This is a genomic window from Mesorhizobium sp. CO1-1-8 (assembly GCF_020164875.1).
Lineage (GTDB): Bacteria > Pseudomonadota > Alphaproteobacteria > Rhizobiales > Rhizobiaceae > Mesorhizobium.
Genome location: NZ_JAIUGZ010000009.1, coordinates 121,935 through 139,758, shown reverse-complemented (window position 1 = coordinate 139,758; position 17,824 = coordinate 121,935). Strand labels below are relative to the sequence as shown.

The following is a 17,824-nucleotide window of genomic DNA, read 5'->3' as shown; positions in this document are numbered from 1 at the left end:
CGGTTTCACCTCACGCACCAACGGCTTCGTCAGCCGAGACTTCTTCGGCTGCAAGCTCGTCTTCGGTGATCCAGCCGGCCTTGAGGCGGGCGGCCAGAACCATCTGTTCGGCGTCTGCGCGGGTCACGCCATGATTGGCCAGCACGCCCGGATAGACTTTTGTCTCGCCGTCCTTGCGTTCCTTCCAGCCGGTCAGGTCGTCGGCGGCATAGCCGGCGAAATCCTCGATCGTCTTCACGCCGTCCTCGCCAAGCGTCACCATCATGGCGGTGGTGACGCCGGGGATTTCGCGCAATTCGTCCGAAACGCCGAGCGCCTTGCGCTTGTCGTCGTGCTCGGCTTCGATCTTCTCCAGATATTCGCGTGCGCGGGTCTGGATTTCCGAAGCGGTGTCCTCGTCGAAACCGTCGATCGAGGCGATCTCGCCGGAATCGACATACGCGACTTCCTCAACGCTGGTGAAGCCTTCGGAGGCCAGCACCTGGCCGACCATCTCGTCGACGTCGAGGGCTTCCATGAACAGCGACGAACGCTCGACGAACTCCTTCTGGCGGCGCTCGGATTCTTCGGCCTCGGTCAGGATGTCGATATCCCAACCGGTCAGCTGCGAAGCGAGACGCACGTTCTGACCGCGGCGGCCGATGGCCAGCGACAGCTGGTCGTCGGGAACCACGACTTCGATGCGTTCCGCATCCTCGTCGAGCACGACCTTGGCGACCTCCGCCGGCTGCAGCGCGTTGACGATGAAGGACGCCGCCGAAGGCGACCACGGAATGATGTCGATTTTCTCGCCCTGCAATTCGCCGACGACGGCCTGGACGCGGCTGCCGCGCATGCCGACGCAGGCGCCGACCGGATCGATCGAGCTGTCGCGCGAGATGACGGCGATCTTGGCGCGCGAACCTGGGTCACGGGCGACCGACTTGATCTCGATGATGCCGTCATAGATTTCCGGCACTTCCATGGTGAACAGCTTGGCCATGAACTGCGGATGGGTACGCGACAGGAAAATCTGCGGGCCGCGCTGCTCGCGGCGCACATCGTAGACATAGGCGCGGACGCGGTCGCCATATTTGTAGTTCTCGCGCGGGATCAGCTCATCGCGACGGATGATCGCTTCGCCGCGGCCGAGATCGACGATAACGTTGCCGTATTCGACGCGCTTGACGGTACCGTTGACGATCTCGCCGATGCGGTCCTTGTATTCGTCATACTGGCGGTCGCGTTCGGCCTCGCGGACCTTCTGGACGATGACCTGCTTGGCCGACTGGGCGGCGATGCGGCCGAAATCCATGGGCGGCAGCTGTTCGGCGATGAAGTCGCCGAGCTGGGCGTCCGGATTGCGCTCGCGAGCCGAGGAAATGGCGATCTGCGTGGCGTAGTCATCGACCTTCTCGACCACTTCCATCAGCCGCTGCAGCTTCATCTCACCGGTGTTCGGGTTGATGTCGGCGCGGATGTTGGTCTCCTGACCGTAACGCGAGCGCGCCGCCTTCTGGATCGCATCGGCCATGGCGGCGATAACGATCGACTTGTCGATCGACTTTTCACGCGCGACCGCGTCGGCGATCTGCAGCAGTTCAAGTCTGTTGGCGCTTACAACCATCGTTTTTCTCCCGAGCCTGTTTGCCGGACCTTTGCGCCCGGCAGCTCAATCATAGTTCCTGTTCGTGTTCTACCGTGGCGTCCGTTTCCGTACCCTCGGGCACGTCATCGTCCGGTTCGCCGCGGTGTCTTTTGGCTTCCTTGCGCGCCCTGTTGTCCTTCGACAGGGCATCGCGGATGAGATCGTCGGTCAGGATCAGGCGCGTTTCGGAAATCGCGTCATAGGGGACCCGCACCGTCGGCTCCTCGCCATAGGCGGCCTTTTCGCGCTCGATCAGCACATCGTCTTCGCCGGCCTCGACGATCTTGCCCTTGAACCGCTTGCGGTCGGCAACGACAATCGATGTTTCCATCTTCACCAGATGGCCCGTCCAGGTCGTGAAATCCGATTTGCGGACCAGCGGCCGGTCGATGCCGGGCGACGAAACCTCAAGGTGATAGGCCTTTTCGATCGGATCGTCGACATCGAGCGCCGGCGACACCGCGCGGCTAACCTCTTCGCAATCCTCGACGGTCATGGTGCCATCCTCGCGTTCGGCCATGATCTGCAGCGTCAGCCCGTTCTGACCCGACAAATGCACTCGCACGAGGCGGAAGCCGATGCCACGCAGGACCGGCTGGACGATCAGCGCGATGCGCGCATCGATGCCGCTTTCGCGGATGATGCGATCGTCGCCCTCGTTTGCCGTTGCAGTCATTGAAGTCCTGTCGCTCTAACCGAAGTTATCGGCAGGTAATAAAAAAGAGCGGGACCGGGTGGACCCACTCTTCGTCATACCGACCAAGAATTTGAGGTTGATATAAACGATCATGGCCGGTGTTTCAAGCCCGCCGTGCAGGCCGAACAAAGCCGTGCGGCGCCAGTGTTGCGCCAGACGCATGGCCTCCATGCGGCGAAACCCCTGTGAGCTTTGCAGCGGCATCCCCACCTGTGGTGCATTGCACAAAGATGATTGCACGACACAGCACCGAAAGGGCATGACCATGACCAACCGCAGGATCTTATCCGCCATCGGCGAACTCTTCACGACATTTGGCAGCGCCGTCGCTGCCTCGCGTGCCGTGGAAGCGGGCCGCAAGCCGCGCGCCGACGACCTGCGCAAACTAGGAATGGACCCGGCTGTCTTCAACAGGATCGGCCGTTTCTGAATCTGGCGAATGGACGACACTCGCAATAGCCGGAGGTTACCGCGCCGTGAGCGCCTACGTCCTGACAAAAGTGAGATAAGCCGGCCGCCGTCCCTCACGAATGGCCTTCGCCTCGTAACGCGTCCCCGGCCAGCCATCGTAAGGCCGGTGCCAGTCCGCTGCCTCCGAAGCCTGCCACGCGAATGCGCCATGCGCACGGCAATGCAGCAGGGTCCAGTTGACATAGGTGTCGATATCGGACGCAAAGCGGAATTTTGAACCCGGCTTCAGCACGCGCGCGAACCGCTCGAGATTGACCGGGCTGACGAAGCGCCGCTTCCAGTGTTTCTTCTTCGGCCAGGGATCGGGATAGAGCAGATCGATGCCGTCGAGCGAGGCTTGCGGCAGCCAGTCGAGCAGCCGCGTGGCGTCGTCGTCATAAACCCGCAGATTGGCGAGCGGTTTCTCGCGCACCGCCATCATCATCTTGGCCATGCCGTTGACGAACGGCTCGACGCCGATGAAACCGATCGAAGGCGCCTCGGTCCCGCGATGCAGGAGATGTTCGCCGCCACCGAAGCCGATCTCGAGGCGAACCGCACAAACGTCGGCTTCAAACAGAGCTCGCAAATCGGCCGGCGGTTCAGCCGTCAGATCGAGCCGGTATGTGCCGAAACCGCTTTCCAGCGCGGCCGCCTGCTGCGGACGCATGGTCTTGCCGCGCCGGCGACCGAAAAAGGCTTCGGTCGCGCGGCTTGGTCTGTCCTTCGGATCCATGGCGGGACTTTGCGGCGCCGCTGTCAGGCAGCGACCGCGTCCTTGAGCGCCTTGGCGAGATCGGTCTTTTCCCAGGAGAAAGACCCGTCGCGGCCGGCCTTGCGGCCGAAATGGCCATAGGACGACGTCTTGGCATAGATCGGCTTGTTGAGATCGAGATGGCGGCGGATGCCGGACGGCGACAGATCCATCACGGTGCGCAGCGCCTCCTCGAGCTTTGCCTCGTCGACCTTGCCGGTACCGTGCAAGTCGACATAGACCGACAGCGGCTGGGCAACGCCGATGGCATAGGAAAGCTGGATGGTGCAGCGGTCGGCGAGTTTCGCAGCCACGACGTTCTTGGCCAGGTAGCGCGCCGCATAGGCCGCCGAACGATCCACCTTGGTGGTGTCCTTGCCGGAGAAAGCGCCGCCGCCATGGGGTGCGGCACCACCATAGGTGTCGACGATGATCTTGCGGCCGGTCAGCCCGGCGTCGCCGTCCGGCCCGCCGATGACGAACTTGCCCGTCGGATTGATGTACCACATGCAGTTGTCGGCGATCTTCAGCTCGCCCAGCGCCTCGCGGATATAGGGTTCGACGACCTTGCGGACCTTCTTCGAATCCCAGCTCGCATCGAGATGCTGCGTGGACAGCACGATTTGCGTCGCCTCGGCCGCCTTGCCGTCGACATAGCGAACGGTGACCTGGCTCTTGGCGTCCGGGCCGAGCTTGCCGGCTTCACCGCTGCCTTCGTGACGGGCGGCAGCCAGCAGTTCGAGGATCTTGTGGCTGTAATAGATCGGCGCCGGCATCAGATCCGGCGTCTCGCGGCAGGCGTAACCGAACATGATACCCTGGTCGCCGGCACCCTCTTCGCCCTGACGGTCGGAGGCATTGTCGACGCCCTGGCCGATGTCAGGCGACTGGCCGTGCAGCAGAACCTCGATCTTCGCCGTCTTCCAGTGAAAGCCGGCCTGCTCATAGCCGATTTCACGGATCGCCTTGCGGGCGACCGATTTGAACTTGGCCGGATTGACGACCGAATGCCCGGCGGCATCCTTGAGAATATTGCCGGCCTTGTCCCTCTTGAGCAGCGTGTCCGGAACACGCACTTCGCCGGCGATGACGACACGGTTGGTGGTGGCCAGCGTCTCGCAGGCGACACGGACTTTCCAAGGGTCCATGCCGGTCTTCTTGGCTTCGCGATAGACCAGATCGACGATCTCGTCGGAAATCCGGTCACAGACTTTGTCGGGATGGCCCTCGGCAACGGATTCCGAGGTAAAGAAGTAGTTCTGCCGCGTCACGGGTGTCCCCTCTTGAAAAACGATCGGCAGGCTGCCGATTTTGGCGCGCCACGTGTTAGCGGGGCGAAGCGCCGCTCGTCAAGCGGTGCTTCGGCTCTGGCATGAATGTCGATGCAGTTATCTTGTGCCACCAGCGGCAGGGCGCCGCCGGTGGCGGCGCGATCGAGGATCAGTCGGGATCGTCGCTGGAGAGGGACTTGACCAGGTCTATGATCCTGCGGCGCACCTTGGCATCGGCGATCTTGACAAAGGCCCGGTTGAGCTGGAGTCCTTCGGGGCTGCCGCAGAATTCGACAGCGAAAGCCATCGACGCGTCCTCGGCAAATCCACGGCCCGCCACGGGCTCCTGGCCGGGCGCATCCTCGAAAAAGAAGGCGACAGGCACGCCGAGTATGGACGCTATCGCCTGCAATCGGCTGGCGCCGACGCGGTTGGTGCCTTTTTCATATTTCTGAATCTGTTGAAATGTGATGCCGAGGTTTTCTCCCAGCTTTTCCTGGCTCATTCCCAGCATGTTGCGGCGAAGCCGTATGCGACTGCCAACATGGATATCGATCGGATTCGGTTTCTTCTTGTTGTCTTCTGTCATTTTTTCCTCGCCGAATTTTTTCGGCTTTTTCTATTTTTTCCTGCCCAAACAAAGCCGGAGGCAACTGCCCCAACAGAACGATCCACCGGCTTCGAGAAATTTTCAGGCACTTACAGTATGAGTTTCTAATGTGTTGGCTGTCAATTCACCCGTAGCCTTTGCCTTACGTTCAACAACGCTGCCCCAACGGCAAACAGCAACATGATCAGCATTCCGTTAATGCGCCGTTGGCCGGGAGATATGAGCGCTTGTCCGGAAATCGGTATGTGGGCATCGATGGCGCCGCGCGCGTCGATCGCAAGCGCATCGACGATACGCCCGCGCGGATCGACGACGGCCGAGATGCCGTTGTTGGCAGCACGCACCAATGGCAATCCATTTTCCACCGCACGGATCTGGGCCTGCCTGAAATGCTGATACGGACCCGGCGTGTCGCCGAACCACGCATCATTGGTAACGTTCACAATAAGCTGCGCTGACGCAGCGTCAACTGCCACAAGATCGGGAAAGATCACCTCATAACAGATAAATGGCAGCGCACGGATGCCATCGGGCAGCGTGATGGCGTGCCGCTCATTGCCGGCCGCGAAACTCATCGGCCCGGCAACCAGTTGCTCGATGCCGAAACGCTGGAGCAGATCGGCGAAAGGCAGGTATTCGCCGAACGGCACCAGGTGAACCTTGTCGACTGCGTCCGTGATTTCACCCTTGTCGTCGATCGCCACCACAGAGTTGTAGTAACGGCTGTCGGCATTCGCGGCCGAACCGCCTTCCTCGCGAACGACGCCGGCAATCAGCATCTGGCCGGGTCCGAGCATGTCCCCCAGCGCCGTCAATGCGTCCGGACGCTCGGTGAAGAGGAAAGGCACCGAGGTTTCGGGCCACAGGATCAGTTGCGGTTTTTGATGGCCTGGGTCCGGCGCCTTGGCCGAGAGCCCCATCAGGACCGCGAAGATGCGGTCGCGCACCGAGGCATCCCATTTTTCCGACAGGTCCACGGCTGGCTGGACGATGCGGACATCCAGGCTGCGTGAAGCTGGCGGTTCGGGAGCGGCAAGCCTGACATAGCCGAAGCCGACATGGGCGGCGGCGAGCATCACAAACAGTGCCGCGCCGAGGCGCAGGTGCCGACGTGCCGCCAGCAGTGCCGGCAGTGCGAAGACGAACACCGCGAGCGCGTTCATGCCGATCATGCCCGTCACCGAGACGCTCTGCATCAGCAGCGGCACGGGCATGGCCGCGTAGCCGACGGCATTCCAGGGAAAACCGGTGAACAGGAAATCGCGCAGCCATTCTGCCAGGCCGAAGCCGAAGGCAAGGGCGGCGATGCGGCCAATGTCGTTGCTCCACAGCAGCCGAGCAACGATTGCCGCAAAGCCGTAGAAAAAGGCGAGCATAAAAGGAATGCCGACCACCGCGAAGGGGAGCGCCCAGGCAAAGCTGTCGGCCTCGACCAGCAGCGCCGAACCGATCCACCAGAGGCCGGCGAGGAAATAGCCGAAACCGAACCACCAACCGACGGCGAAAGCCGGCCGCAGGCGACGAAACAAGCTGCCGGAAGCTTCGCCGGTGGCGCCGTCGAGCAGCCAGACCAGCAGCGGAAACGAGACAAAACAGGCGGCGAAGAAGTCGTAAGGCGCCTGCCCAAGCACCGCCAGGGCGCCTGCGAGAAACGCCACGAGCGCGCGCCGCCAACCCCAAAGCAGAATTATCCGGCCGGCAAGGCGCACCATGCATACTTCCGAGTCGCGCGAATCAGGACGCAAGATTTAACAGGCCACGGTCCGCGCTCCAAACGGCGGATGGACTGGCTGTGATGCACTGCTCCGGCCATGCCCTACCGGTGCCACCCCTCGATTTGAACGCCCCCCAGCCGCTCGGCCTCCTGGCGCGGAACCGAACGGATGGTCTGCGTGAAGGTCCAGACATGGCCCTCGGGGTCGCGTGCACGATACTGGCGCTCGCCGTAGAACTGATCCGTCGGTTCCTGGATTATATCAGCACCGGCCGCCCGAGCCCGCTCGCAATGTGCGTCGATGCTATCCTTCAGCCTGACATAGACCGATTGCGTGTTCTTGCCCGAGACCGAAGCCGGGCTGGCGACGTAATCGCTCCATTCGGAATCGACGATGATGTAGCTGTCGCCGAATCGCATCTCTGCATGGAGGAGTTTTCCCTCGGCATCGCTGACCACCATGCTGCGTTCGAAGCCGAAAGCCACTTCCAGCCAGTCCAGCGCGGCTCGGGGATCCTTATAGAATACGCCGGCCCCCAGGGTGGAGTGCCTGAAAGGGTCGTCGACCGTCATCGGGCGAGCGAAAACGCTTATGCCTGTTCAGTGCGCGCGGAGGCGCGCCGGCGGCGCTCACCCTTCTGGCTCTGCACGATGCGCACGCGCTTGACGCGGCGCGGGTCGGCGTCGAGGACGTGGAACTCGAAGCCGGGTATGGCCTGCACCACCTCGCCGCGGGCCGGAACGCGGCCAAGCGTGTTGAAGATCATGCCGCCGATCGTGTCGACATATTCGCCATGTTCGCCGGCGGCGAAATCCCCGCCGATCATGTTGGCGACGTCGTCGATCTCGGCCTTGCCGTCGACGATGAACACGCCGTCGCCGCTCTGGATGATCATCGGCTCGTCGTCGTCATGCTCGTCCTCGATGTCGCCGACCACCATCTCGACGATGTCCTCCAGCGAGGCAAGGCCGTCGGTGCCGCCATATTCGTCTATGACCAGCGCCATCTGGGTGCGCGTCGTCTGCATGCGGCCCATCAGGTCGGAGGCAAGCATGGACGGCGGCACGAACAGCACCGGGCGGATCAGATTGAGGTCGCCAATGGTGCGCGCAAGATCGACCTGGGCGAGGTCGAGTACCGTGGCGGCAGGCGTTTTCCTGGTCGTGCGGCCCTTCTTGACGCGCGCGATCTTGGTGATGTGAGCCAGCACGTCACGGATATGGACCATGCCGCGCGGATCATCCAGCGTCTCGGAATAGACCGGCATACGCGAATGGCCGGATTGTTCGAAGGTGCCCAGCAGATCGCCGAGCGTCGTCGTGATCTCGACCCCCTGGATATCGGCGCGCGGTACCATGACGTCCTCGACGCGCACTTCGCGCAGCCGCAGGATGTTGTTGAGCATGGCGCGTTCACCGGGCGAGAAGGCGCCGGCGTCGCTCGTCGTCTCGGCAAGCGCGCCGGCGATTTCCTCACGCAGGCTGGTTCCATTGCGTTGCCTGAAAAGGCCCAGAACGCGGTCGAACAGGGATGGACCGGCAGGCGATGTTTCACCGGCAGCGCTGCCGGTGCCGGCAGCAGCAGAGGTACTGCTGCCACCAGAGGTGACGGTACTCGGACTTGATCCCTCTTCCGACGTATCGGAAGCCTTGGTCGCACTGCCGGCGTCGGGGCGGGCGGCAGTCTCTGGTTTGTCGTTCATCGTCGTCCGGTCAATTGGTCAGATGTAGTTACGCGTAGGGGTCGGGAATGGCAAGCCTTGCGAGCGCTGCGCGTTCGACGGCTTCCATCGCCTCGGCCTCAGTGTCGGTCTCGTGATTGTAGCCCAGCAGATGCAGCAGGCCGTGGATGACGAGATGGGTGATATGGTTCTCGACCGGCTTGTCTTCCAGTGCCGCTTCATGGGCGACCGTTTCGGCGGCCAGCACAATGTCGCCCAGCATCGGCGGCAACGGACCGCCTTGCGCAAACGGAAAAGCCGGGAAAGACAAGACGTTGGTCGGTTTGTCCTTGCCACGCCAGCCGGCGTTGAGAACCTGGATATGGGCATCGTCGGTAAAAACGAGACTGAGTTCGGAACGGCCCGCCACGCCGGTTTCGGCAAAAGCCGCCTTGACGGCGCGATCGACCAGCCGCGTCAGGCTTGCCTCGTCGGGCCAGTTCCCCGCCTCAATCGATATGTCGATGTCGACGGGAACAGTCCCGTCGCCGGATCTTATGTCCTCAGGCATGAAGCCGCATCGCCAACATCAATTCTCGGCGCCGAGGCCACGCGCCAGCTTGGCGTCCCGGTCGTAGGCCCTGACGATTTCCGCCACCAGCGGATGGCGGACCACGTCGCCGTCGTTGAAGCGCACGGTGACCGCGCCCGCCACGCCGTCCAGAACCCGCAAGGCTTCGACCAAGCCCGATTTGGTGTTCGAGGGAAGGTCGATCTGGGTCGGATCGCCGGTGACGATCATGCGCGAGTTTTCGCCCAGACGCGTCAGGAACATCTTCATCTGCATCGGTGTGGTGTTCTGCGCCTCGTCGAGGATGACGGCGGCATGCGCCAGCGTGCGGCCGCGCATGAAGGCGAGCGGTGCAATCTCGATCACTTCGGCGGCAATGGCGCGCTCGACCTTGTCGGCCGGCATCATGTCGTAAAGCGCATCGTAGAGCGGCCGCAGATAGGGATCGACCTTCTCCTTCATGTCGCCAGGCAGGAAGCCCAGCCGTTCGCCGGCCTCGACCGCAGGCCGCGAGAGAATGATGCGCTCGACCATGCCGCGCTCGAGCAGCATCGCCGCATGCGCCACCGCCAGATAGGTCTTGCCGGTGCCGGCCGGGCCGATGCCAAACACCAGTTCCGACCGCTCCAGCGCCCGCATATAGGCGTCCTGGTTGAGCGAGCGGGCATAGATCGTCTTCTTGCGGGTGGTGATCTGGGCAGCGGAGACCTTGCCCTTGCGTTCCAGCGTTGGCAGCGTCAGCTGATCGTCGGCGGCAATCGCCATGCGCACTGCGCCGTCGACGTCGGACTGGCCAATATCGACGCCCTTCTGGAGAATGCCGTAGAGATTGTCGAGCGCACGGCGCGCCTGCTCGGCGGCCGACGCCGAACCCTTGATGGTCAGCTGGTTGCCGCGTGAGCGGATGTCGACGCCAAGCTTCTGCTCCAGCCTGGCGAGGTTTTCGTCGAACTGACCGTAAAGGGCGCTGGCAAGCTTGTTGTTGTCGAAAGTCAGAACGATGTGCGCCATGTCAGAAGCCCCAGATGCCGGTACCGGGGGCAGGTTCTTCAGCTCTGCTGCGCTCAACCGTCTCTCCTCATCTGCCGAGACCCTCAGGCCAATTCGGCGAACAGGCTGTTGTAGCCCGTCTTCGTGATTCGCACCTGGATAATGTCACCGATTTCGCCGGCCTTTTCATCAACAATAACCGGCTGCAGCCAAGGTGAGCGGCCAACCTTCTGGCCGGCCTGACGGCCGGGCTTCTCGATCAGCGTGTCGATGGTGCTTCCAACGAGGCTCAAGCCGAAATCCTGCTGCTGTTTCACAAGCAGAGCCTGCAGCCGCTGCAAGCGCTCGTCCTTGACCGTTTCCGGCACATGATCGGACATTTCGGCGCCTGGCGTGCCGGGACGCGGCGAATATTTGAACGAGAAGGCCGAGGCGTAATTCACCTGACGCACCAGTTCCATCGTCGCCTCGAAATCCGCCTCGGTCTCGCCGGGAAAGCCGACGATGAAGTCGCCGGAGAGCGCGATGTCAGGCCGCGCTGTACGAATACGGTCGAGCAGCGCCAGATAATCCCTCGCCGTGTGCCGGCGATTCATCGCCTTGAGGATACGATCGGAGCCTGATTGCACCGGCAGATGCAGATAGGGCATCAACGCCGGCAGATCGCGATGGGCCGCTATCAGTTCGTCATCCATGTCGCGCGGGTGGCTGGTGGTGTAGCGCAGACGCGCCAGCCCGGGGATTTCGGCCAGCCTGAACAGCAGGCGGCCAAGGCCCCACTCCTCGGTCTTGCCCCCTTTGGCCTCGCCCTGGCCATGCCAGGCATTGACGTTCTGGCCAAGCAGCGTCACTTCGCGCACGCCGGCTTCGGCCAGGCGCTCAGCCTCCGCGACAATCTGCGCCACCGGCCGGGACACTTCGGAGCCCCTTGTGTAGGGCACAACGCAGAAGGTGCAGAACTTGTCGCAGCCTTCCTGCACGGTGAGGAAGGCGGTGACGCCGCGCTTGATGACCTCGGCGCGCTTGGGCTGCGGCAGATGCTCGAACTTGTCCTCGATGGCGTAGTCGGTCTCGACGATCTTTTCGCCGCCGCGCACCCGCGCCAGCACGTCGGGAAGCCGGTGATAAGTCTGCGGGCCGATGACCAGGTCGACGGCCGGCGAACGGCGGATGATCTCGGCGCCTTCGGCCTGCGCCACGCAGCCGGCGACGCCGACCAGCATCTCGCGGCCGGCGAGGGCACGCTCGGCTTTCATGTCGCGGATACGGCCGAGCTCGGAATAGACCTTTTCGGCCGCCTTCTCCCTGATATGACAGGTGTTCAGCAGCACCAGGTCAGCCTCGCCAATGGCGTCGGTCGCGGAATAGCCGTCGGCAGCCAGCGCATCGGCCATACGCTGTGAATCATAGACATTCATCTGGCAGCCATAGGTCTTGATGAAGACTTTTCTGGCTGCCGCGGGAAGCACCGCCGGCTGTCCAGCCGTAGTGCCGATGTCGTCGCTTTCTATCGTGTTCAAGTCCATAAGGCGGCTTCTAACGCCTTTCCGTGACAAAAAACAGACGATTCTCGGCCCGCGCCAGCAAGGGCATGCCGGGGCTAGCGGCTCGGCCGCGGGTCGGCAAGCGCCGCCTGCATCATCTCACGCACCTGGCTTTCCATCAGTTTCGACGTCTCCTTACGGTTCGAACCCTTGGAAAAGGCGATTGCCTCGCCGAAATGCACCTCGACGTCGAGGGCGCCCTCCGCCAGCAATACCTTGAGATGCGGCATCAAATCCTCATCGCCGATCCAGGCGGCAAGCGGGCGATGCCGGCGGCCGAGCGGCACGCCATGCAGACGCGTATAGGCGATCGCCACCGGCTGGATGAACACCTGTTCCGCCGCGCCTTCCGAAATGGCCATCGAGGCGGCGCCGAACAGCGTGCTCTTGAACGGCAGGACCATATTGCCGTCGCCGGTCGAGCCCTCGGCAAACAGCACCATCGCATCGCCCTTGGCCATGCGGCTGGCAATCTCGCTTGCCTGGTCGCCCGACGAACGCTTGCGCTCGCGCTCGATGAACACGGTGCGCTGCAGCTTCGACAGCATGCCGATCAGCGGCCAGCCTTCCATATCGGCTCTCGCGATGAACTTCACATCGGCAAAAGAGCCCAGCACCATGATGTCGGTCCAGGAGATGTGATTGGACGCCACCAACAACGGGCGCTTGTCGGACAGCGTTCCTTTGACATGGATGCGCATGCCGAGCGCCCTGATGATCAGCTTGTGCCAGATCTTGAGGATGAAGGTTTCCGGCCACCAGCCGGTCTTCATCGACAGTATCTGTAACGGCACGAGGACCAGCGAACCGGCGACAACGAGGCCCAGCGCCAGGAAAATCCTGATTTTCTTGATCATCGCCCCATCCCGGCCGTCTCGCTAGCGAAGATCGCGGCGCATGACAAGCGCGCCGGTCGGTCCGTGTTCGGCCGATCTGTAGTAATTCGGCCGCTTGCCGACCTCGCGGAAGCCCAGCCGACGATAAAGCGCGATCGCCGCGACATTGGTCTCGTCGACCTCGAGGAAGAGCGCTTCGGCGCGCTGCGCGTGCAGTTCGCGCAACACCGCGTCCATCAATTGCCAGCCCAGCCCCTGCCGGCGATGCGATCGCGCCACCGCGACGGTCAGGATCTCGCCCTCGCCTGCCGCAAGCCTCGCCAGCACGAAGCCGACGGGCGGCTTGGAGCCCTGTCCGGTTTCGCGCGCGGCATAGCCGAACACCGTGTCCTGTTCGAGCAAGGCGGCGAATTCGCCATCGGTCCAGGGGCGGACAAAGTCTTCGCGATGCAGCAGCGAGACCGCCGGACTGTCGGCGATCCTCAGCGGCTCGAGCGCATAGTCCCGGCGGCGTGGTTGGAGAAAAGGTATGCGCATCTAATTTTCTTGCCTTGAAAGAATGAACCCGGCCTGCGGCTTGGCGTCGGCGCCGCGCAGATAGAGTGGTTTCGGCCGTTCGCCCGCGCCCTTGGCGGCAGCCAGGCGGGCGTAGGTGACAATGTCGGCGGTGGCTGTCCGAGGGCCGGCATCGAATTCGCGCCCGGCCGATGCGCTAATGAGCGCTGCCGCGGTGCCGGCAAGCACCGGAGACGTTTCCATCGCCATTGCCACCACGTCAGCCAGCGTGGCCACGGCCGGACCGTAAGTCAAGGCTGACATTTGGTCATAAAAGGCCGCGTGGATCTCCTCACGGCCGGCATCGAGCACCGCCAGCACCGCGCGACCGGGAAATGCCGCTGCTGCTTCGGCAGCCAGCGCCTCCAGTGTCGTTACCCCGATCGCCGGTAGCTTCAGCGCCAGCGCCAGGCCGCGCGCGGTCGAGACCCCAACCCGCAGACCGGTGAAGGAACCGGGGCCGACAGAGACGGCGATAGTGCCAAGACCTGCATAGTCGATTGCGCTTGCCTCCAGCGCTTCGGCTATGACCGCCATCAGCTGTTCGGCATGACCCTTGCCGAGATCGAGCACCGAACGGCCAAGCTCCCGCTTCGCCGTCGCGTCATAGACGCAGGCGGCGCAGAGGTTGGCGGCACAGTCGATGGCAAGCAATTTCATGAAGCAACCGGTTCGAAAAACAATTCCCTGTGCCCGCCACGGCCCGCCACCGCAAGGGGATAGTGCATAATTCGTCAAGCGGCTTCGCTTGTAGCCTATGCGGCCTGTTCGATGCGCAGCATGTGGTTGTCCCAGACATAGTCCGGTTCGGAGCGTGTCGCACCGCTGCCCTCGACGATCTCGCCGGCGCCGGTGGTGGCCATGAAGCCGGTTCCATCGGCAGCCACGCCGCAGACCTCGACCAACGCGCTGTTCGTGACGACCCGGCCGCTGGCCGCATCGATCACGACAAGCGAGTTGCCTTCCGGCGAGGAGACCGCGACCGTGCCGGCAGCCGGATTGGCGGCGACCGAGCCTATGTAGTTGCGGAAGCCGGACAAGACGTCCTGCGGCATGTCGAGCAGCTGCAAATCCTTGCCGCGCGTGGCGCGACCGACCAGCAACGGACGATCGGTGCCCGGCCCCCTGTACTGGCAGCCGAACCAGACGGTCCCGGAAAGATCGGTGTCCATGTGGCGGATCGACAGCTGGTGCAGTGCGGCCGGCAATTCGTGTTTCTCGATGAGATCGCCGGTAACGCGGTCGATCAGCACGTAGGACGGCTTCATGGTGGCGATGTTGAGCTCGGCGCGGCCGTAATCCGGATGGGTCTCGATGCCGCCATTGGCAACGGCGATCGTCCTGCCGTCACCCAGCAGCAGAAGCTCGTGCGGACCCATGCCGTAGGTCGGGAACTCGCCGATGCGGTTGAACTTCGCCCGCGCATCGTAGACGCCGACGACGCCAGCGGCGTTGTCGAAGTCGTTTTCGGTGGCATAGAGATGCGCACCGTCGGCCGAGAATACGCCATGGCCGAAAAAATGCCGGCCGGCGATGCTGGCGATGGTCATCGGCGCGTCACGGCCCGAGTGGTCGAAAACCACGGCGAAGGTGCCGGGCTGGCGCGCGAAGACCACCGAGCGTTTCGATATGGGATCGAAAGTGACGTCGTGGCCGCGATCGGGCAGGTCGATCGCATGCAGGACCTTGCCGGCCTCGGACAGGACGGCAGCGCCAAAGCTGCCGTCGCGTTTGACGAAAGCGGTGGCGAAGACGGCGTCGGCCGCAAGCGTCGTTGCCCAGGCCGATGGCGCCATCGCGGCAGCAAAGCCAATGCCGGCAGCTCTCAGGAAATCGCGGCGATCTATCAGAAGGGTTTTCAATTCAGTCCCCATCCAGCGAGGAGAAGCCTGCGGTCAGGCCGAATTCGGCGGTCAACCTGGTGCCGATCAGGGTCGACAGGCTGGAGGTGATCAGCGCGAAATGATCGAGCTTGTCGCGCAACGCCGGATCGGCAAGCGCCTTGTCGATTGGACCGCTGACGGCCTTGGCGGTGGCGACACCGTTGACCAGCTGGATGTGGATCGATTCGGCCATCCAGCGCGCATCGTCCGGCAGGGCATCGCCCAGCTTCGAGGCCTGGAACAGCGTATCGATGCCGGAGAGATTTCCAGCCAGTGACGCGGTGGTGTTTTGCGAGCGCCAGTAGATTGCCTGTTTCGGCTTGTCCGCATCCGGCTTGCCGCCGAAAAACCCTTTCAGGCGCACGTCGCGCACCATTTCCAGCTCATTGACGAAGACGCCGACCAGTTCGGTCACCGCTTCATTGCCGTCGCGGTAGAGGGGGTTCTGCGGCCCCGGATTGGCCCAAAGTGCTGCAAAGCCGTCCGGCTTGTTCCAGGCGGCGCTGACCTCGCCAGCCATGGTTTCGATGTTGCCGGCAACAGCGGTGCCATAAGCGCAGCGATAGGGATCATCCTTGCCGGCAAGTGCAGCGGCGCCGTCGCCGTAAAGAACGAATTCGAGCGCGCCCAGCCCCTGCATGGCAACGCTCTTGCCAGCCAGTTGTGCCGGATCGGTGGCGGTCGGATCCTTGGCCGACAGCGCCGCCTGCACCTGCTTCAGGCCAATGCTCTTGCGATCCGGCCAGAACAGCATGCGTTCCAGCCGGTTGTTCTCCTTGATCGGCCCGAAGCCGATGATTTCGGCTGACGACCAGGCATAGACGGTGGCGGAGAATTCTGCGCGTGCGGCATCGAGCTCTCCTTGCGAGGGCGTGACGCACAGCTTGCGCATGGCTCCGGTCAAGGCTTCCGCCTGCTCGTGCAGGCCGGCATAGGCCGGGCGGACGAAGCCATCGATCGCCCGCTGGATGATGTCGGAGGCTTTGACCGCCGCCGATGCAGGGACAACGCTCAGCAGGGCCAGCGGAAGAGCGAGAAACAATGCAGAACACTTGAACATCACAGTGACTCCAGGAATTTGAGCAGCGCGTCACGCTCAGTCGCACTGGCGGCGGCAAAGCGGTCGCGCGCTTTCCGCGCCTCGCCGCCATGCCACAGGATCGTCTCGGTCAGGCTGCGCGCGCGCCCGTCATGCAGGAAGAAGGAATTGCCGTTGACCGTCTCGGTCAGGCCGATGCCCCACAGCGGCGGCGTGCGCCATTCAGTGCCCGTCGCATCTCCCACGGCCTGGCCATCGGCCAGATCAGGCCCCATGTCGTGCAGCAGGAAGTCGGAATAGGGCCAGATCAACTGGAAGGCCTGCGCCTTGTTGGGCGTATCACGGCGCGTGACGAATTTCGGCGTGTGGCAGGCAATGCAGCCGATCTCGTAGAATGTTTTCTTGCCCGCGAGCACGTCCGGCTGGTCGAGGTCCCGGCGCGACGGCACGGCCAGGTTCTGCGAATAGAAGGTGACGAGATCCATCACCGGCGGAGGCGCCTCGACCGGGCCAAGACGCTGCTGCACGCCGTTTGGCATGGCGAGGCATTTTCCTTCCGCAGCAGTGCAATCGCCCCAATGCTTCGGCTCTTCGGGCGTCGAGATGCCGATGTCTCCGGCAAAGGCATCCGCCGCCTGCTGGCGGATCGAAGCGGTCTGCGCCTTCCAGCCGAAGCGGCCAAGCGTCATTTCCCGGCTCAAGCCATCGCGCACGATGTTCGGCCTGCCGGAAATGCCGTCGCCGTCCCTGTCGTGCGGATCGGCGTGGGCGAGAATATCAGCCGGCGCGATCTGTTCGATCAGGCCCAGGCCGATCATCGGCGGGGTCAGGCGCGGCGACAGCGTGGTGCGTGGGTCAATCGGCCCGTAGCCAAGGCCGTCAACCGAATAGCTCGGCTTGCGCAAGGAGATCACAGTGCCGTCCGTCAGCTCCACCTTATGTTCCTGATAGTCGATATGCATCCTGCCTTCGCCGGGCAGGCCGGGTACGGCGAGCTCCTGCAATTGCGTGCCGTAGACCGGGTCGGGGAAATTGAGCACCTCGTGGTTGGCAAGCGCCGCCCTCTCTTGCGCGCTGCTGGCGTCGCGGGCCAGCCGCAGGAACATCGACGTGGTGCCGGCGTCGCCTTGCGGCGGGCGGCCGCGGCCATCCTTCAGATGGCAGTTCTGGCAGGCACGTTCGTTGAACAGCGGGCCGAGCCCGTCCGAAGCCTGCGTCGAGGATGGCGACGAGACCCAGTTCTTGCGGAAAAGGGCATTGCCGAGTTTGAAGTCGCCCTCTTCCTCGAAGGTGATGTTGGCCGAGGATTGCGAGAAGGAATCGCGGCTGACGTCCTTTCGGGACGTGCCGGCGCCACCTTGCATAAGCTCGAACTGCTCTGGCCTGGAAAAATCCGTGGTCGGCCTGGTGACGGCGATGACGCGCGCCTGATCCTTCGCATTGAGGTCGGTGCGCGTGGTGGCGAGCCCGGCCGGCTGAAGATCACCCGCCATCGCCGAAGAGGCAAGCGCAAACACGAGCACGACACAGCGCCGAGGCGCCAATCCGGCTGGCGTCTTTGGAAGAAGCGGCGAGCCATTGGCCCGCCGCGAGCGGCGCACGAATTCTAGTAGGCGCCGCAT

At 63.3% G+C, this 17,824-nt stretch carries 18 protein-coding genes; all 18 read right to left on the bottom strand.

The annotated features are described in order from the left end of the window. Positions 1 to 10: 10 nt before the first annotated feature. Positions 11 to 1,606: a transcription termination factor NusA gene (gene nusA, locus LB558_RS19170; RefSeq protein WP_013527896.1), complete on the bottom strand. Its 1,596-nt coding sequence runs from the start codon at positions 1,604 to 1,606 to the stop codon at positions 11 to 13. Positions 1,607 to 1,655: 49 nt separating this feature from the next. Continuing rightward, on the bottom strand, positions 1,656 to 2,303 hold the full coding sequence (rimP, locus tag LB558_RS19165; RefSeq protein ID WP_224698988.1) for a ribosome maturation factor RimP: 648 nt from the start codon (positions 2,301 to 2,303) through the stop codon (positions 1,656 to 1,658). Positions 2,304 to 2,318: 15 nt separating this feature from the next. Beyond that, positions 2,319 to 2,618 (bottom strand): hypothetical protein, encoded by a 300-nt coding sequence (locus LB558_RS19160; protein WP_224699094.1) that lies wholly within the window; start codon positions 2,616 to 2,618, stop codon positions 2,319 to 2,321. 190 nt (positions 2,619 to 2,808) lie between these two features. Further along, the gene (gene trmB, locus LB558_RS19155) at positions 2,809 to 3,510 is read right to left on the bottom strand and encodes a tRNA (guanine(46)-N(7))-methyltransferase TrmB (RefSeq protein ID WP_224698987.1); all 702 of its coding nucleotides are present in this window, start codon (positions 3,508 to 3,510) and stop codon (positions 2,809 to 2,811) included. 23 nt (positions 3,511 to 3,533) lie between these two features. Then, a complete protein-coding gene (gene metK / locus LB558_RS19150; protein ID WP_127256654.1) occupies positions 3,534 to 4,799 on the bottom strand; it encodes a methionine adenosyltransferase in 1,266 nt (421 codons plus the stop codon). Between the two features lie 169 nt (positions 4,800 to 4,968). Then, positions 4,969 to 5,388, bottom strand: coding sequence for a helix-turn-helix domain-containing protein (locus LB558_RS19145; RefSeq protein WP_127256653.1), 420 nt, complete (start codon positions 5,386 to 5,388; stop codon positions 4,969 to 4,971). 140 nt (positions 5,389 to 5,528) lie between these two features. Continuing rightward, positions 5,529 to 7,121 carry an apolipoprotein N-acyltransferase gene (gene lnt, locus LB558_RS19140; RefSeq protein ID WP_224698986.1) on the bottom strand — a complete coding sequence of 531 codons (1,593 nt, stop codon included), beginning with the start codon at positions 7,119 to 7,121 and terminating at the stop codon, positions 5,529 to 5,531. A gap of 104 nt (positions 7,122 to 7,225) precedes the next feature. Then, a complete protein-coding gene (locus LB558_RS19135; RefSeq protein WP_224698985.1) occupies positions 7,226 to 7,696 on the bottom strand; it encodes a VOC family protein in 471 nt (156 codons plus the stop codon). Between the two features lie 17 nt (positions 7,697 to 7,713). Then, positions 7,714 to 8,826 carry a hemolysin family protein gene (locus tag LB558_RS19130; RefSeq protein ID WP_224698984.1) on the bottom strand — a complete coding sequence of 371 codons (1,113 nt, stop codon included), beginning with the start codon at positions 8,824 to 8,826 and terminating at the stop codon, positions 7,714 to 7,716. A gap of 28 nt (positions 8,827 to 8,854) precedes the next feature. Further along, positions 8,855 to 9,355: an rRNA maturation RNase YbeY gene (gene ybeY, locus LB558_RS19125; RefSeq protein ID WP_224698983.1), complete on the bottom strand. Its 501-nt coding sequence runs from the start codon at positions 9,353 to 9,355 to the stop codon at positions 8,855 to 8,857. 18 nt (positions 9,356 to 9,373) lie between these two features. After that, positions 9,374 to 10,366: a PhoH family protein gene (locus LB558_RS19120; RefSeq protein WP_224699087.1), complete on the bottom strand. Its 993-nt coding sequence runs from the start codon at positions 10,364 to 10,366 to the stop codon at positions 9,374 to 9,376. An 83-nt stretch (positions 10,367 to 10,449) separates the two neighbouring features. Then, entirely contained in the window at positions 10,450 to 11,871 is a 1,422-nt protein-coding gene (gene miaB, locus LB558_RS19115; RefSeq protein ID WP_224698982.1) for a tRNA (N6-isopentenyl adenosine(37)-C2)-methylthiotransferase MiaB, read from the bottom strand. A 74-nt stretch (positions 11,872 to 11,945) separates the two neighbouring features. Beyond that, the gene (locus tag LB558_RS19110; protein WP_224698981.1) at positions 11,946 to 12,746 is read right to left on the bottom strand and encodes a lysophospholipid acyltransferase family protein; all 801 of its coding nucleotides are present in this window, start codon (positions 12,744 to 12,746) and stop codon (positions 11,946 to 11,948) included. Between the two features lie 21 nt (positions 12,747 to 12,767). Next, positions 12,768 to 13,262, bottom strand: coding sequence for a ribosomal protein S18-alanine N-acetyltransferase (rimI, locus tag LB558_RS19105; RefSeq protein WP_024503455.1), 495 nt, complete (start codon positions 13,260 to 13,262; stop codon positions 12,768 to 12,770). Further along, on the bottom strand, positions 13,263 to 13,940 hold the full coding sequence (tsaB, locus tag LB558_RS19100) for a tRNA (adenosine(37)-N6)-threonylcarbamoyltransferase complex dimerization subunit type 1 TsaB (RefSeq protein ID WP_224698980.1): 678 nt from the start codon (positions 13,938 to 13,940) through the stop codon (positions 13,263 to 13,265). A 95-nt stretch (positions 13,941 to 14,035) separates the two neighbouring features. Continuing rightward, entirely contained in the window at positions 14,036 to 15,142 is a 1,107-nt protein-coding gene (locus LB558_RS19095; RefSeq protein ID WP_224698979.1) for a DUF1513 domain-containing protein, read from the bottom strand. Between the two features lies 1 nt (position 15,143). Next, positions 15,144 to 16,223 carry an imelysin family protein gene (locus tag LB558_RS19090; RefSeq protein WP_224698978.1) on the bottom strand — a complete coding sequence of 360 codons (1,080 nt, stop codon included), beginning with the start codon at positions 16,221 to 16,223 and terminating at the stop codon, positions 15,144 to 15,146. Then, entirely contained in the window at positions 16,223 to 17,824 is a 1,602-nt protein-coding gene (locus tag LB558_RS19085) for a di-heme oxidoredictase family protein (protein ID WP_224698977.1), read from the bottom strand. Before LB558_RS19085 ends, LB558_RS19090 begins: the two co-directional genes overlap by 1 nt.